18 protein-coding genes and 1 pseudogene are annotated in these 15223 nt (G+C 70.0%); all 19 read left to right on the top strand.

Translation table 11 applies throughout. The features are described from left to right. The first annotated feature begins 112 nt into the window (after positions 1-112). The 19 genes and pseudogenes from R2E43_RS33750 (at position 113) to R2E43_RS33840 (ending at position 15194) form a co-directional block, all read left to right on the top strand. Complete coding sequence (locus R2E43_RS33750; protein WP_408649145.1) at positions 113-433, top strand: SH3 domain-containing protein; 321 nt, start codon at positions 113-115, stop codon at positions 431-433. A gap of 100 nt (positions 434-533) precedes the next feature. Beyond that, positions 534-1016 (top strand): hypothetical protein, encoded by a 483-nt coding sequence (locus R2E43_RS33755; protein WP_136236450.1) that lies wholly within the window; start codon positions 534-536, stop codon positions 1014-1016. After that, on the top strand, positions 1013-1456 hold the full coding sequence (locus R2E43_RS33760; RefSeq protein ID WP_332056885.1) for a hypothetical protein: 444 nt from the start codon (positions 1013-1015) through the stop codon (positions 1454-1456). Before R2E43_RS33755 ends, R2E43_RS33760 begins: the two co-directional genes overlap by 4 nt. A gap of 10 nt (positions 1457-1466) precedes the next feature. Beyond that, complete coding sequence (locus R2E43_RS33765; protein WP_332056886.1) at positions 1467-1880, top strand: hypothetical protein; 414 nt, start codon at positions 1467-1469, stop codon at positions 1878-1880. Positions 1881-1923: 43 nt separating this feature from the next. Beyond that, a complete protein-coding gene (locus tag R2E43_RS33770) occupies positions 1924-2766 on the top strand; it encodes a winged helix-turn-helix transcriptional regulator (protein ID WP_332056887.1) in 843 nt (280 codons plus the stop codon). Next, the gene (locus tag R2E43_RS33775; protein WP_332056888.1) at positions 2763-3278 is read left to right on the top strand and encodes a regulator; all 516 of its coding nucleotides are present in this window, start codon (positions 2763-2765) and stop codon (positions 3276-3278) included. Before R2E43_RS33770 ends, R2E43_RS33775 begins: the two co-directional genes overlap by 4 nt. A gap of 44 nt (positions 3279-3322) precedes the next feature. Then, the gene (locus tag R2E43_RS33780; protein ID WP_408649130.1) at positions 3323-4510 is read left to right on the top strand and encodes an MFS transporter; all 1188 of its coding nucleotides are present in this window, start codon (positions 3323-3325) and stop codon (positions 4508-4510) included. Between the two features lie 29 nt (positions 4511-4539). Continuing rightward, the gene (locus R2E43_RS33785; RefSeq protein ID WP_332056890.1) at positions 4540-4842 is read left to right on the top strand and encodes a hypothetical protein; all 303 of its coding nucleotides are present in this window, start codon (positions 4540-4542) and stop codon (positions 4840-4842) included. Between the two features lie 52 nt (positions 4843-4894). After that, positions 4895-6139 carry an ATP-grasp domain-containing protein gene (locus R2E43_RS33790; protein WP_332056891.1) on the top strand — a complete coding sequence of 415 codons (1245 nt, stop codon included), beginning with the start codon at positions 4895-4897 and terminating at the stop codon, positions 6137-6139. Further along, a complete protein-coding gene (locus R2E43_RS33795) occupies positions 6136-7287 on the top strand; it encodes an MFS transporter (protein ID WP_332056892.1) in 1152 nt (383 codons plus the stop codon). Before R2E43_RS33790 ends, R2E43_RS33795 begins: the two co-directional genes overlap by 4 nt. Continuing rightward, a pseudogene (locus tag R2E43_RS33800) lies at positions 7284-7757 on the top strand (HAD family phosphatase); the annotation flags it as partial. The gene R2E43_RS33795 and the pseudogene R2E43_RS33800, both read left to right, overlap by 4 nt. Before the next feature lie 163 nt (positions 7758-7920). Next, complete coding sequence (locus tag R2E43_RS33805; RefSeq protein ID WP_332056893.1) at positions 7921-8802, top strand: helix-turn-helix transcriptional regulator; 882 nt, start codon at positions 7921-7923, stop codon at positions 8800-8802. Between the two features lie 238 nt (positions 8803-9040). After that, on the top strand, positions 9041-10303 hold the full coding sequence (locus tag R2E43_RS33810; protein ID WP_332056894.1) for an MFS transporter: 1263 nt from the start codon (positions 9041-9043) through the stop codon (positions 10301-10303). A gap of 283 nt (positions 10304-10586) precedes the next feature. After that, on the top strand, positions 10587-10919 hold the full coding sequence (locus R2E43_RS33815) for a carboxymuconolactone decarboxylase family protein (RefSeq protein ID WP_332056895.1): 333 nt from the start codon (positions 10587-10589) through the stop codon (positions 10917-10919). A 34-nt stretch (positions 10920-10953) separates the two neighbouring features. Next, a complete protein-coding gene (locus tag R2E43_RS33820; RefSeq protein WP_332056896.1) occupies positions 10954-11799 on the top strand; it encodes an SDR family oxidoreductase in 846 nt (281 codons plus the stop codon). A gap of 135 nt (positions 11800-11934) precedes the next feature. After that, positions 11935-12915: an aldo/keto reductase gene (locus R2E43_RS33825; protein ID WP_332056897.1), complete on the top strand. Its 981-nt coding sequence runs from the start codon at positions 11935-11937 to the stop codon at positions 12913-12915. 130 nt (positions 12916-13045) lie between these two features. Further along, complete coding sequence (locus tag R2E43_RS33830; RefSeq protein ID WP_332056898.1) at positions 13046-13819, top strand: SDR family oxidoreductase; 774 nt, start codon at positions 13046-13048, stop codon at positions 13817-13819. Positions 13820-14043: 224 nt separating this feature from the next. After that, positions 14044-14358 carry a putative quinol monooxygenase gene (locus R2E43_RS33835; RefSeq protein WP_184761980.1) on the top strand — a complete coding sequence of 105 codons (315 nt, stop codon included), beginning with the start codon at positions 14044-14046 and terminating at the stop codon, positions 14356-14358. Positions 14359-14405: 47 nt separating this feature from the next. Beyond that, entirely contained in the window at positions 14406-15194 is a 789-nt protein-coding gene (locus R2E43_RS33840) for an SDR family NAD(P)-dependent oxidoreductase (protein WP_332056899.1), read from the top strand. Positions 15195-15223 lie beyond the last annotated feature (29 nt).

Consider the following 15223-nt stretch of genomic DNA (forward strand, 5'->3'; position numbering starts at 1 on the left):
GGACTCTTATACAGCCGCCGGGACAACTCCTGCGGCCACTTCCCCGCATTCCCTGTGCCTTCACGGAGGTTTCTTCCGCATGCGCTCCACCCGAATCGCCATATCCGCGGCGATGCTCGGCACGCTCGCGCTGCCGGCGCTGTCCGCCACGCCCGCCAGCGCCGCGACCGTACCCACCGCAGCAACCGCCACCCCTGCCGTGAGCTGCCACAACCTGCCGCCGCTCCTGTACGCGGTGCACACCAAGGCCGTGACCATCCGGTCCAAGGCCAGCTCGAAGTCCACCGCGCTCGGTGTGCTCTACAAGAGCCACAAGTTCAGCGTGTCCAAGAAGAGCGGCAACTGGCTCTACATCACGGACAAGACGACCGGCGTCAAGGGCTGGGTCTCCGGCACCTACGTCTACCGCGACGTCCGCATGTGTCTGGACTGACTGACCGGATCCAGCACGTCCCGCCTAGCGGCGGGGGCATCGAGTACAGCCGCCCCTCACATTCCGCAGGCACCGGCCCATCCAGAACAGGAGATCCCTTTTGACCGACGGCATATCCGATGAGTCTGCGGATGTCGTGGGCGTACTCACCGAACGGATCGAGGCCCGCTTCGACATGGGCATGGACCAGTTGAAGGCCGCGGTCGCCGCCGCTCCGACCGCGAACCCCAACGCCACCGACGTCGTCAAGTGGCACGGCCTTCTCGTCGAGGCCCAGTCCGTGCTGGAGCGCGCAGAGGAAGACCTCCTCGCCGCCCTTGAGACCCAGCCCAGCGAGGTCGACGACCCGACGATGGGCCTCGCCCATCGGGTGAACGCCGCCGTCACCACCCGCGACGGCCGGGCCATGGTCGTGCGGTGGCTCCTCGACCCGGACGCCCCGGGAAAGAAGGACCTCGCCGCAGAGCGCCTGGCCCGCCTCCGGCCCCGAAGCGGCCCGGCGGTGCAGACCAGCGCCCCCAACCGGCCGGCAGGGACACTCGCACCGGCGTCGGCGTGGCGGCCGGCGAGGTCCGCCCGATGAGCCGGGACAAGGCCAGCACCATGGACACCGACCTGCAGAAGGTCTTCGGGAACCCGGTACCCGAGCTGTACGAGGCGGTTGCCGGCCACGATGTTTCACCCGCGCTCGCCCGGGCCCTGGAGCTGCGCTCGTTCCTGGCGCTCACCGAGGAGCAGGTCGCCCGCGTCCGCGACCGCGTCCACGCCGACATGGATCCCGACCGTGACATGGACGAACTGTCGGCGGACAAGCTCCGCTTCGACGCGCAGTGGCTGGAAGCAGCGCTGGAGGCCCGCGACGGCTACCGCGCAGCCCTCGGCGAGCTGCTGCGCACCATGCCCCCGCCTGCCCAGCAGGTCCGGCCTGTCCGCACGGCGCAGCTCAGGGCCACCGCAACCCTGCCCCCGTCTGCCGCCCCGGCACTCCTGCGTGCCGGGGCGGCCCGGGCCCGCCGACCGTGAAGGCCCCTGATTGCCCCAACTCACGTCCACCGACATAGCCGGACGGATCGAGGACCTGTACGGCGCACCGCTCGCCGACCTCGAAGCTCATGCCCAGGATCAGCCACCCGGCATGCTTTCCGCCCTGCTCGGCATGCACGACGCTCTCGCCCTGGCCGAGCGCAGCATCGACTTCCATCGCGACCACCTCACCCAGCTCATCCACCCTGAGCGGCAGATCGGCCCGCACGAGGTCTCCCACCTCCTCGACGGCACCCGTCGGCTCGCCGAAGCTGTTGCCGTCCGCGAGGCCCAGGCCACATCGGTCGCCGCCGTCCTGCAGAGCCTGGCCCGCGCTCCGGCCCCGACGTCTGCCTCTCCTACTCCCGCGCCGCCTGCTCCGGCCGCGCCCCCGGTGGCGCAGAGCGCGGCGCGCAGCCGCTGACCCCCAGGCGATCCCCCTTTCCTTTCACCCAGGAGTTCCTCCCTTGGCCATCACCGCTCTGCCACCCGATGCCGACGCCGACATCGCCAGGGTCACCGAGGCCCTCGCCATGATCACCCCGCGCTGGAACGTGAGGATCCTGCTGGCCCTCTCCGGCCCGCCGCTGCGCTACAGCGAGCTGGCGGCCAAGGTGTCCTGGCTGCAGAACGGACAGCTCCACCCCAAGCTCACGGCGCTGTGCGACGCCGGACTCGTCGAGCGCACCGAACACACCGCACGGCACGTGACCTACGGCCACACCGAGCGAGCCACTGCCCTGTTGCCGATCCTGCCGGTGATCGTCACCTGGGCCGAGGAGCACTTGGAGAAGGCCGATCGCCCGCTGGCCGCGATCGAGCAGATCGAGGACAGTCTCACCCTGCTCACCCGGCGCCACGCCGCCGCCATCCTGTGGGTGCTCAAGTCGCGTAAGGAGGTCAGCGGCCGGGTTCTGGCCCGGATCGTGATGCCCAGCAGCGACTGGACTAACATCTATCCGCCGTTGCGCCAGCTCGTTGCCGACGGTCTGGCCGACACCGAGGGAAACGGCCAGCCGTACCGGCTGTCCGCCGCCGGCGATGCCCTGGGCCCCGTGCTCGGCACGCTGTCCGCCTGGTCCGCCGGGCAACCCCTCGACCAGGCAGCCAGCCACCCCGTCTGGGGGCAGCCGCAGGCCAAGAGCGCGCCGAGGCCGTGGGTCAGCAGCCCGTCACGGCCGGCGCCCGTGGCGCTTCCACCTGCTCGGGCGGTTGGGTCGTCCCCGGTGTGGCACCACCGCGACCTCTTCTCGCACGCTGCCACCGGCCGCCCGACGGCAGCCATCCCGGCGGGAGGCCCGCGCCGATGAGCACTTCCTTCCCCCCTGCCGAAGCGCGCCAGGTCATCGACCTGCTGGCCTCACGCTCCTTGATCCGTCTGGTCACCGAGATCGACGACAACGGCGCCATACCGCCGCGACGGCTCGCCGGCACCCTGCCCGACCTTTCCGCGCACCAACTGCGCAGTGCATCCGACACGGCCCGTGCCCACGGCCTCGTCCGGGTCGCGCCCGGCGCCGGTCTGGAACTCACGGACTCCGGGATGGAACTGGCCGACTTGTACGACGCGCTAGCCCGGTGGGAGCGGCGTCACTCGGCCCCCGCCGCCGTCTGCGAGTTCAGCAGCCGCATCCAGCACGTTCTCGGCCTGCTGGCACCCTCACTCACCCCCGGGAACGCCGACCGCCCCGCACCCCTGCCCGACGCGCACCCGATCAGCGCGGAGGCTGAGGCGGACCTAGCGCGCGTCCGCACGCACCTGATCCAGTGGCTGGCCGGCAACCCCCAGGTGACCAGGGCCGAGCCCGAGCGGGCCGCGTGAGCGCAGCGGTCACACCCCGGCACGCACGCCACACTGCCGGGCTGATGAGCAGCATTTACCTGCCGCGCGCGGCGGACGCGTTGGCGTTCGCGATGTCCACCTACGGCATTCCGTTGCTCGTTCTGGCCACGACTGGCTCCGCCGTGCTGACGGGGGCCGCGTTCGCCCTGGAGTGGATCCCGCGCCTGGCAGCGTTCGGGTGGGCCGGGTCGATCGTCGACCGGCGCGGCGCCTCGGTGGTCTTCCACCTCGCCTCACTGGGGCGGGCGCTGGTTCTCGCCGCCGGCGCGGTCCTGCTGTACCTCTACCCGTCCGGTGCTGCGGCGAGCGTGACGGTGATGGTGCTGGCGGCGGCGACCGGTGTGCTCACTGAGTTCAGTTACATCGCCGTCGAGACTGCAGGTGCCGCCGCCGGCCGCCGAGCGGGGCCTCGGGCTCACCGTGTCCAGGCTGCCCTGCTCGGCATCGACCAGACGGCGACCTTGGCCGGACCGGCGCTCGCCGGCGTGCTGCTGCTCGCCGGTCCGCCGTCGATGCTCGCGGTGGTCACCGTGCTCTCGCTGCTGGCCGCGCTGCTCGCCCTGCGCACACCGCCCTCACCCGTGGCCCCGGCCCGCACGCCGAAGGGGCGGCCCGGCGCCGGGCTCGTCACCGGGTGGCGCACCATCCGCGCGCTCCCCGCGCTCGGCTGGTTGGTGGCCGGGCTGACCCTGTCCAACCTGTCTATCGGCCTTCTCCAGGCAGCCGGTCCGGTGATCGTCGTCCAGCACTTCGGGCAGTCCACCACGGCCGTCGGCCTGGTGTGGTCCGCCGCAGCGGCGGCCACTTTGGTGGCCGTCACCGTCTGTCGGTTCGCGTTGGACCGCCTGGGCCTGTGGCCGGTGGGAGTCGCCTGCTCCGTCATCGCTTCGCTCGCCTGTCTCGCAGCCCCCCTGGCCCCCGACTACCTGTCCTACCTGGTCATGGTCGCGGTCCTGATGGCAGCCGATGGCGGCTTGGCGGTCGTCCTGCGCACCCTGCGCTCCCGCCTGATCCCCCCGGAGGCATTCGGCAGCACCCTGTCGGCCACCATCCTCATCCTCCTGCTGCCCTTCCCCCTCGCCGGCGTGCTCACCGCGCTCACCCCGCCCGACGCGCTGGGCCACGTCATCACCGCCTGTGCCGCCCTGCAAACCCTCGGCCTGTTCTGCGCCTTCGCCCGCCTGCGCACCGACCCTGCCCTGCGCGCCTGACCCGGCTGTCCCGCCCGTGGAGGACCCCTATGACCATCGCCGCCCTCGGGTCGCACCGCGCGACCGGCCGCACCATCACCGAGCAGTTCCACGCCTTCGATGCCCGCAACCCGCACGTGTACCGATCCCTCGAACGCATGGCCGCCCGCCGCCTGGCCGCCGGAGCAACCCGGATCAGCCTCAAGGACCTCTTCGAAGACCTTCGCCGCCAACTCCCGTACAGCGTGGCCGGGCTGAACAACAACTTCACCGCTCTCTACGCCCGTCGCCTCATCGACGACCACCCCCACTGGTCCCACGCGTTCGAGCTGCGCCGGCGCCGCGCCGCCTGAGACACACCGCCTTTTCCCTGCCCTGCCGTCCCTCGATACGGAGAATTCCCTCTTGCCCGCTCGCCCTGTTGTACTCGTCGTCGCTCCCGGAGATGAGAACTACCGCGGCTACTGCCTTGAGCAGGTCGCCGACGCCTACAGAGTCGTGCTGCTCACCGGCACCGAACCCTCGTGGGAGAAGCCGCACATCACCGATCACGCCGTCGTGGACCTCAGCGATCCTGCCGCGCTGTTGGCGGGGGGCCGGGCCCTGGCCGCACGCCACGACCTCGCCGGTGTCATGACCTGGGACGAGTGGAGTGTGGTCCCGACCGCCCGACTCGCCCGCCAGCTCGGCTTGTCCACCACCGCGCCCGAAGTGATGCAGGGGTGCCGCAACAAGGCCACCGCTCGGTCGCTGTTCGCCCGCCACGGCGTGCCCTCGGCCGCTTCGGTGAGCGTGCGTACCCGGCAGGAGGCCGAAGCCGCCGCCGACCGGATCGGCTATCCCGTGGTGCTGAAGCCTGCCTCACACGCGGGTGCCATCGGCGTGCTCCGCGTCGATGACCGCGACCAGCTCACGGCCGCCTACCGGGCGGCCGAACGGACGGCCGGTCAGGGCACCGAGAGCACCAGCGTCCTCGTCGAGGAGTTCCTCGACGGGCCGGAGATCTCCGTGGAGTGTGTCACCTACCGCGGCGCCACCACGGCGGTGGCGGTCAACCGCAAGACCATCAGCCCTCCGCCGCACTTCGAGCAGCTGGCCCACAGTGTGGACGCCGACGACCCGCTCCGGGAGACCGTCGCGCCGGCCGCCCGGGCGGCGATCAACGCCCTCGGCATCACCGACGGCGTCAGCCACATAGAGATGCGCCTCGTCGACGGCAGGCCCCGCCTCATCGAGGTCAACGCTCGCCTGGCCGGAGACATGATCGGCCACCTCGTGCGTCTCGCCACCGGCATCGACCTGGTCCGTGCCGCCGCCGACATCGCCTGCGACCGTGCCCCCGACCTCACGCCCACCAGGTCCTCGGCCGCCGCCATCCGGCTTCTCTATCCGGACACCTCCGGCACCCTCACCCACCTCACCTACGACGGGCCCCGTCCGACGTGGCTGGACCGGCTGCACTACCAGTGCCGCCCCGGTGACCAGCTCCTCCTCCCCGCCGACGGAGGAAACCTGTACACCGGCCGGATCGGCTACCTCATCACCACCGCCACCACCGGCCAGCAGGCGCGTGCACGCGCCGACCAGGCTGCTCGTGCCGTCACCGCGGTCCTCGACCGGACCTCCGGCCCCCGTAGCGCTGCGGCGTGAGCGCGGTGTCTGCGGCTGACCGGCATAGCCGGGCATTGCTGACCGGCTATTTCCTCGGCCTGGGGGCCATCATGGCGGTGTGGGGCGCCCGGATGCCCGCCGTGCAGCAGGCTGCCCACCTCGGCACCGCAGGGCTGGCCCTGGTCCTGCTGGCGGCCGCCGTCGGCATGGTCGCTGGACTGCAGCTCGGAGGCCGCTACGCCCGCCCGGCGCGGCTACCAGCCCAGCTCACCAGTGGGTCCATCGCCCTGGCCGGGTGCCTCGTCCTGGTGGGGCAAGGCGAGAGTCTGTCCGCGTTGCTGCTGGCGGCTCTCGCGTTCGGTCTCGCGCACGGCGTCCTCGATGTGGCCGCCAACACTGCGGCCGTCCGCTGCCAGAACGCCTTCGGCCGGCCCATCATGTCTGGTCTTCACGCCGCATACTCCCTCGGCGCCCTCGCCGGCGCCGCCCTGGCCGCCCTCACCGCCCAGGCCCCGCACAGCACACTCTTCACCGCAACAGGCGCCCTCCTGGCCGGGGCCGCTGTCGCAGCGGTGCCGGTCACCCGAAGCCTGAGCGGCGCAGACCGACCCGCAATGCGCGCTGGCGCCGGGAAGCTGCCCCTGCTTTCGTCGCCGGGGAAGCTCTGGCTTCTGGCCGCTCTGGCCGCTGCGAGCCTGCTGGGCGAGGGAGCCGCCGCTGACTGGGCCGCCGTGCACCTGCACACCCTGGGCGCCCCGACGGCCGCGAGCGCCACCGCGTTCGCACTGTACAGCGCGGCCATGGCGGCCGGACGGCTGACCGGTGACCGGCTCACCGCTGCCTTCGGCGCCCCGACAGTCGTACGGGCCGGAGCCCTTCTCGCCACGGCCGGACTCACCATCGGCGTCATCGGGAACAGCACCCCACTGGCGCTGACGGGCTGGGCGGTCTTCGGACTCGGCCTGTCCACCACCGTCCCCTCGCTCATCACCGCGGCCGGCGCCGGAGGCGCCAAGGCCGTGGCCACGGTCACCGCCACCGGCTACCTCGGCCTCCTCGCCGGCCCGGCCCTCATCGGAGCCCTGGCCAGCGCCACCACCCTGCCCACGGCCCTGCTGCTGCCCGCCCTCCTCGCAGCCGCCGTCGCCGCCCTCGCCCACCGCGCCCTGGAGAACACCACCCCTTGACACCCACCACTGCCCACGCGGGCCTGGACGCCGTCATCCTCGACTACAACGGCGTCATCGGCCTGCAACCCACCACCGACCAGTGGCTCCGCCTGGCCCGCACCGCCCTGTGGCCCGAGGACGACCTCCCCGCCTTCCAGAACGCCTTCTGGAACGCCCGCACCGCCTACGACGCAGGCCACCTCAGCGACCTTGCGTACTGGGCCACGGTCCTCGGCCACCACCCCGGTGCCCGCAGGCTGCGTGAACTCCGCGACGCCGATACCGACATGTGGACGTCCATCGACGATCACGTCACCGATGTTCTCCACCAGGCCCACGAGTCCGGGCTGCCGCTGGTCTTGCTGTCGAACGCACCCCGCCACCTCAGCGATGTCCTCGACCGCCGCCCGTGGCGCCGCCTGATGACCCACGCCTTTTACTCGGCCCGGCTCCAGGTCTGCAAACCCGACCCGGCCGCCTACCAGCACTGCGACCGAGATTTTTACTTGGCGGACGAGCGCAGCAGTTAGCGGATCTTGCTTCCGTAACGCTGTGTTGTGGTCAGGTCGGGTAGCGGCAAGCCGGGGTTACTGCTGGTGGGGGTACTGGCAGGGTCTCTCAGTTTCGGGTGCTCGTGCCTAGCCTGGGTCTATGGACAATCAGGCTGAAGTGCGTGCTTTCCTCAGGTCTCGCCGTGACAAGATCACACCCGAGGAGGTCGGCCTGCCTTCGTACGGAAATCGCCGGGTGAGTGGTTTGCGGCGGAGTGAGGTCGCGATGTTGGCCGGGGTGAGTGTGGAGTACTACACCCGGCTGGAGCGCGGGAATCTCGGCGGGGTGTCCGAGGGGGTGCTGGACGCGCTTGCGCAGGCTCTGCGGCTCGACGACACCGAGCGCCGTCACCTGGACGATCTGGCCCGGGCTGCGAACACGCCGCCGGCGCGGGCCAAGCGTCAGCCGGTCCGGGCGGGTGTGCGACCGAGCGTGGCGCGGATCGTGGAGGGGATGCCGGGGCTGCCGGCGTTCGTGCAGAACAACCGGTTCGACATCCTGGTCTGCAATCCGCTCGGGCGGGCTTTGTACTCGGAGATGTACGCCGACCCGGCGTGCGGTGCGAATACGGCTCGGTTCGTGTTCCTCAGCCCGGCCGCGAGGCGGTTCTACACCGACTGGGAGCGCATCGCCCGGGGCGCGGTCGGTGCGCTGCGGATAGAGGCGGGTAAGAACCCCTATGACCGGGAGCTGTCGAACCTGATCGGTGAGCTGTCGACCCGCAGCGACGCCTTCCGGGTGCTGTGGGGTGCCCATGACGTGCATGTCTTCCGCGAGGGCAGGAAGCGGTTCAACCATCCTCTCGTCGGAGATCTGGAGCTGGACCATGAGTCGATGGATCTGCCGGGCGATAGCGGGCTCATCATCGCCGCGTACAGCGCTGCCCCGGGAACGGCTGCCGAGGACGCACTGAAGCTGCTCGCCAGTTGGTCCGCGCCGTCCGAGGCACCGCTAGACACCGAGGCGAACTCCGAAAGCTGACCCTTGCCGTCTGCTTGACTTCCTGGCTCCCGGCCGCATCCTGCGGCCGGGAGCCAGCGCCTTTCGGCGGCCCAGGATGCGCAGCTGGGGGTCCCTGCGAGGGCCCCTCACAGCGGAGGCTCCCTCGTTGTGGGGAATCGCGGTTGCATGGTGGTCGCCCCGCGTTTCGGGGTTCGAGCCGGCGACCGCTTCTGCTGGTCCCGCTGCCATCCACCCGTACAGCAAAGGCTGTTTCCGCATGTCCCCTCTGCGACCAGAATCCGCATCCTCCAAGCTGCCCTTCGTCGTCCCGCTGCTGGCCCTGGGCACATTCCTGATGAGCACGACGGAGTTCATCATCGCGGGCATCCTGCCTGACATGGCCTCCGACCTGGGCGTCAGCGTTTCCCAGGCTGGTTTGCTCATCACGGCCTTCGCCATCGGCATGATCGTCGGCGGGCCCACGATCTCGCTCGCCACGCTGCGTCTGCCCCGCAGGTCGACTCTGGTCCTGGCGCTGGGCACGTTCGCCGCCGGCCACATGATCGCGGCGCTCAGCTCGTCGTTCACCGTCGTGCTCGCGGCCCGAGTCCTGACCGCGCTGGCCACTGGCGCGTTCTTGTCGGTCGCCTCCGTCGTCGCCACCTCCGCCGCGGGACCGGCCGCCGCGTCCCGCGCCATGGGCGTGATGATGAGCGGCATGGGCCTGGCCATCGTGGCCGGTGTCCCGCTGGGCTCGTTCGTCGGCCAATCGATCGGCTGGCGCGGCACCTTCTGGGCGCTTACCGTCCTGGCCGCGATCGTCGCCGTGGTGATCGTCCGGTTCATCCCCGTCGAGGAACACCGCGAAGCACCCTCCGTAAGGTCCCAGCTCGGTGTACTGCGGCACGGGCGGATGTGGCTCGTGCTGGCCGCGACCGCGCTCGTCTCCGGCGGATTCCTGGCCGCCTACAGCTATATCTCGCCGCTGCTCACGGAGCGGACCGGACTGTCCGAGGGTGTCGTACCGCTGGTCCTGGTCGGCTTCGGTATCGGCGCGCTGCTGGGCACGAACCTGGGGGGACGCTTCGGTGACCGCAGGCCGCTGACCACGTTCCTGACCATTGCCGCCGGCTCCGGGCTCGTCATGCTCCTGCTGATCCCGTTGTCCACGAGCGTTCCCGCGACCGTCGTTCTGGTGGTGCTGCTGGGCCTGACCGGCATGGCGGTCACGTCGATCGCGACGCCGCTGGCCGTGCGGTTCGGGCACTCCGCCCCCGGTCTCGCCGCCGCGCTGACCGTGTCGGGATTCAACGTTGGCATCGCCGTCGGCACCTGGCTCGCGGGCAGTGCCTTGGACTCTTCACTCGGTGTGAGGGGCCCGGAGACCGTCGGCCTGATCATGGCCGCCCTCGGCATGATTCCGCTGCTGGTCCTGGCCGCCCTGCGCGCCACCCGCACGAACACCACTGAAGCGGACGTTCCCGATGCGCTGGCCGAGGAGCCTTCGCAGGATGAGGCCGTCGACCGGGTCCTGGCCTGAGCCGCCGGTCCACCCGGCACGGCAGTGCCCCGTCCTTGAGGAACCGGGCGGCCTCGCCGCCCGGCACTGCCTCCTGGCATAGCGCTCTGACCTGCGGAAATGAGGGCGGGGGTCCCTGCCAGTACCCCTCACAGCAGAGGCTCCCTCATTCCCTCCGTTCGCGGTTGCATGGTTGCTGCCCCGCTTTCACAGGGCCTCCGGTTCACCGGACCCGCCGCACCGTGCCCCGTGCGAACCGGCAGATCACATCATTTGCTCCATCACGCCCGAGAGGTTGTGCGCCATGGCTGAGGAACAGACCGCCGTCCAGAAGATGCTCGGTGACTTCGCGCCCGAGCTGGTGCGGCTGACCGACGACGTCCTGTTCGGTGAGGTGTGGGCAGGCGAGGGCCTGTCCCAGCGGGACCGCAGCCTGATCACCGTCTCCGTCCTGGTCGCGCTCTACCGAGCCGACCAGCTCGCCTTCCACCTGCCCAAGGCCCTGGAGAACGGGGTCACCAAGAACGAGCTGGTCGAGGCGATCACCCACATCGCTTTCTACGCCGGATGGCCCAACGCCATGTCTGCGATCTCCCAGCTGAAGAACATCGTCGAGTCGGAGCCCGACTCCCGCTGAATCGCGCACCAACACCGTTCGGAGCACCCGTCCCATGAGCAAGGTCTTCTTCATCACCGGCGCAGGCCGCGGCCTGGGCGTCGACATCGCCCGCCAGGCGCTGGAAAACGGGCACCAGGTGGTGGCCACCGGCCGCCGCCCCGACACCGTCCTCAAGGCGCTGGGCGGCGAGCACGACAACCTCCTGGTCGCCGCCCTGGACCTCACCGACCCCACCACCGCCGACGCGGCGGTCACCGCGGCTGTCGACCGGTTCGGGCGGATCGACGTCCTGGTGAACAACGCGGCGAACTTCTACGCCGGCTACTTCGAGGTCGTATCCGACCAGCAGATGCGCCAGCAGATCGAGACCAACGTGTTCGGGCCGATGAACGTCACCCGAGCCGTGCTGCCCGTCATGCGCAAGCAGCGCGCCGGGCACATCATGACGATCTCGTCGCTGGCCGGCCTGGTCGGCCAGGAGTTCACCGCCGCCTATACGACGTCGAAGTTCGCCGTGGAGGGCTGGATGGAGGCCCTGCACCTGGACGTGGCGCCGTTCGGGATCCGCACCACGACGGTGGAGCCGGGGTTCTTCCGCACCGAGCTGCTCGTGGAAGCCTCCACCACCTGGCCGGAGCTGACGGTCGATGACTACGCCGAGAACACCGCGGCGCAGATCGCGGGCTGGAAGACGATGAACGGCCAGCAGGCCGGTGACCCGGCCAAGCTCGCCGAGGTACTGCTGAAGATCACCGGCCAGGCGGAGCCGCCGGTACGGTTCGTGGCCGGTGCCGACGCCATCGCCTCGATCGAGGCCCACGCCACGGAACTGCTCGCCCAGGTGGACGCCTCGCGCGCCCTGGGAATGGACCTTGCCCACGACGACGGCCCGGCCTGAGAAGCACCACCACGAGGACCTGCTACGTCAGGGAACACGAAGGGCTCTGCGGCATGCCACAGAGCCGGATGTACGGCCATGACCACGCGGCGCGCCACCCCACGCCGCAGGTGGCCACTTGAGAGGAGAAACGACATGAACAAGCGTGAACTGGGAACCAGCGGCCTGGAAGTGTCCTCGATCGGACTCGGCTGCATGGGCATGACCTTCGGCTACGGGGCCGCCGCCGACACCGGTGAAGCGATCAAGCTGATCCGCGCGGCTGCCGAGCGCGGTGTGACCCTGTTCGACAGCGCCGAAGCCTACGGCGAAGCGAACGAGAAGCTGGTGGGCGAGGCTCTGGCCCCCGTGCGGGACCAGGTCGTCATCGCCACGAAGTTCGGCTTCAAGGACGGCAACTCCGCAGCCGGCCTGGACAGTCGCCCGGAGCGGATCCGCCTGGTTGCCGAGCAGTCCTTGCAGCGGATGCAGACTGACCGGATCGACCTGTTCTACCAGCACCGGGTGGACCCCGCCGTCCCCATCGAGGAGGTCGCGGGCACCGTCCGCGAGCTCATCCAAGAGGGCAAGGTCAAGCACTTCGGCCTGTCGGAGGCTGGCGCAGACATCATCCGCCGGGCCCACGCGGTGCAGCCGGTCACGGCCGTGCAGAGCGAGTACTCGATGTGGTGGCGCGAGCCCGAGCAGGTCATCCTGCCGACCCTCGAAGAGCTCGGCATCGGCTTTGTGCCGTTCAGTCCGCTCGGCAAGGGCTTCCTGACCGGCGCCATCAAGGAAGACACGAAGTTCGCGGAGAACGACATCCGCAACATCCTGCCGCGTTTCGAGGACGAAGCCCGCCAGGCCAACCTCGCGCTGATCGCGCTGATCGGCGACATCGCCGAGGCCAAGCAGGCCACCCAGGCACAGGTCGCCATCGCCTGGCTCCTCGCGCAGAAGCCGTGGATCACCCCGATCCCGGGCACCACGAAGCTGCACCGGCTGGAGGAGAACATCGGCGCCGACAACGTCGAGCTGACCACTCAGGACCTGCAGCGCATCGAATCTGCCCTGTCCGAGGTGCAGATCAAGGGTGACCGGTACACCGCACAGCAGCAGAGCACCATCAACCGGTAGGACACCGCACCAGCAGAAAGAAGCCGGTTCCTCAACCGAGCCCGGCTCTCCGAACACCCACCCTCCTCCCCGGTGCAGCGCTCATGAGCGCTGCACCGGGGAGGGGAACCCCGCTCATAAGGAAAGACTCATGGAACAGCACGTACTCCAGGGCCGTGTCGCTCTGGTCACCGGCGGCACGACCGGACTCGGTTTCGGCGCCGCCAAGCGCCTCATAGAAGAGGGCGCATTCGTCTACATCACCGGCCGCCGTCGAGACGTCCTCGACGCCGCCGCCGAACGGCTCGGTCCATCCGCCCGGGGCATCCAGGCCGACGTATCGAGCAAGAGCGACATGCTCGGTGTGGCCGAGACCATCAAGGCGGGCCACGGCCATCTCGACATCGTCTTCGCCAACGCGGGCGGCGGGCACGCGACACCGCTGGCCGAGCTCACCGAAGAGCAGATCGACAGCGAACTGGGCATCAACGTCAAGGGCGTCATCCTGACGGTGCAGAGCATGCTGGACGTCCTCGGCGACGGCGCGTCCATCATCCTCAACGCATCGATCACCGCAGACATGGGCCTGCCCGGCTTCGCCGCCTACGCCTCGTCGAAGGCAGCGGTGCGATCTCTCGCCCGCAGCTGGACGACCGACCTCAAGGACCGACGGATCCGGGTCAACTCCGTCAGCCCCGGCGTCGTGCCCACCGAGGGCTACGGACATGAGCAGAAGCTCAGCGACGCCGACATCGCTGCCTACGTCGAGCGGGTCGCCAAGGAGATCCCGGCCGGCCGCGTCGGAACGGCGGAGGACATCGGCAACGCCGTCGTCTTCCTGGCCTCCGACGCCAGCAGCTACATCAACGGCATCGACCTCATCGTCGACGGCGGCATGACCCGCGTCTACGCCGGCCAGAACTGAACATCAGCGTCTCCTTCGGTTCACCCAGAGCCAGGAGCATCGCCGGGCTCCGCCGGAAGGACCTTCCGGCGGTCGTCCCCCACGGTCATCGGCCAGACCCGGTCCCGGACCGAACACGTCACCGTAGCCGGTCTTCTCCGCACCGGCCGCCTGCCGGGAAAGGCTGTCATGCCATCCGCCGGCGCCGTGACCGGCTCCACCCACACCCCACGAAGGCAGGACCCATGAGTGCCAAAACCCAAGAACGCCACATCATCTGTGAGGTACGGGCGAAGGCTCCGAACCGCGAACAGGTCAAGGAACTCCTGCTGGAGCTCGTCGGCCCAGCGCGCGCGGAAGCCGGCTGCCTCTACTACGACCTGTACGAGCAAGCCGATACGCCCGGCACCTTCTTCATCATCGACGGCTGGACCTCGACGGAAGCGATCGCCGAGCACGCCGACCACCCGAACGTCACCCGTGTCGTCGACCAGCTGACCCCTCTGCTCGAGGTCCCCCTCAAGGTGACCACCAGCACTCGCGTCAGCGACCCGCAGTAGGGCGAGCCACGCCCCGACGCGCACCCAACACCCATCAGGGAGGATCCGTGGCCCGCATCTTCATCACCGGTTCGACCGACGGCCTTGGCCTGATGGCCGCCCAACTCCTCTCCGACCAAGGCCACACCGTGGCACTCCACGCGCGCAACGACGCCAGGGCCCGCGACGCGCAGGCCGCGCTCCCCGACAACGCCGGTGTCGCCGTCGGTGACCTCTCCAGCATCACCCAGACCCGTGAAATCGCCGGTCAAGTCAATGACATCGGCCCCTTCGACGCCGTCATCCACAACGCCGGCGTCGGCTACTACGGACGCAGCCGCGTGGAGACCGAGGACGGCCTGTCCGACGTCTTCGCCGTAAACGTTCTCGCCCCCTACCTCCTCACCGCGCTGATCACACCGCCCGAGCGACTCGTCTACCTCAGCTCCGGCATGCACCACAGCGGCGAGACCGAGCTGCGTGATGCGCAGTGGACCCGGCGCCCGTGGCAGGGAGCCCAGGCGTACTCGGAGTCCAAGTTCTACGTCACCACCCTCGCCTTCGCCGTCGCGCGCCGGTGGCCCACCACGCTCTCCAACGCGGTCGACCCCGGCTGGGTCCCGACAAAGATGGGCGGGAACAGCGCCACCGACGACCTGCAGCTGGCTCCGGTGACTCAGGTGTGGCTGGCGGCTGGCGATGACGCGGCGGCGCTGGTCACGGGCCGCTACTTCCACCACCAACAGTCCCGCCGTCCGCACCCGGCGACGCAGTCGCCCCAAGTGCAGGACCGGCTGCTGAAGTACTGCGCCGACCTCACCAAGGTCGAGCTGCCGACAGCGGTCTCTGCCGACTGAGCCCGCGCCTCTCTCCCCGCAGGCGGGCT

Source organism: Streptomyces violaceoruber, from assembly GCF_033406955.1.
GTDB lineage: Bacteria > Actinomycetota > Actinomycetes > Streptomycetales > Streptomycetaceae > Streptomyces > Streptomyces violaceoruber.

Bases quoted from the DNA above. Each gene is read 5' to 3' on its own strand.
- R2E43_RS33760 (WP_332056885.1), top strand. From the start codon at position 1,013: ATGAGCCGGGACAAGGCCAGCACCATGGACACCGACCTGCAGAAGGTC.
- R2E43_RS33780 (WP_408649130.1), top strand. From the start codon at position 3,323: ATGAGCAGCATTTACCTGCCGCGCGCGGCGGACGCGTTGGCGTTCGCG.
- R2E43_RS33825 (WP_332056897.1), top strand. From the start codon at position 11,935: ATGAACAAGCGTGAACTGGGAACCAGCGGCCTGGAAGTGTCCTCGATC.
- R2E43_RS33820 (WP_332056896.1), top strand. From the start codon at position 10,954: ATGAGCAAGGTCTTCTTCATCACCGGCGCAGGCCGCGGCCTGGGCGTC.
- R2E43_RS33835 (WP_184761980.1), top strand. From the start codon at position 14,044: ATGAGTGCCAAAACCCAAGAACGCCACATCATCTGTGAGGTACGGGCG.
- R2E43_RS33810 (WP_332056894.1), top strand. From the start codon at position 9,041: ATGTCCCCTCTGCGACCAGAATCCGCATCCTCCAAGCTGCCCTTCGTC.
- R2E43_RS33785 (WP_332056890.1), top strand. From the start codon at position 4,540: ATGACCATCGCCGCCCTCGGGTCGCACCGCGCGACCGGCCGCACCATC.
- R2E43_RS33815 (WP_332056895.1), top strand. From the start codon at position 10,587: ATGGCTGAGGAACAGACCGCCGTCCAGAAGATGCTCGGTGACTTCGCG.
- R2E43_RS33750 (WP_408649145.1), top strand. From the start codon at position 113: ATGCTCGGCACGCTCGCGCTGCCGGCGCTGTCCGCCACGCCCGCCAGC.
- R2E43_RS33775 (WP_332056888.1), top strand. From the start codon at position 2,763: ATGAGCACTTCCTTCCCCCCTGCCGAAGCGCGCCAGGTCATCGACCTG.
- R2E43_RS33805 (WP_332056893.1), top strand. From the start codon at position 7,921: ATGGACAATCAGGCTGAAGTGCGTGCTTTCCTCAGGTCTCGCCGTGAC.
- R2E43_RS33830 (WP_332056898.1), top strand. From the start codon at position 13,046: ATGGAACAGCACGTACTCCAGGGCCGTGTCGCTCTGGTCACCGGCGGC.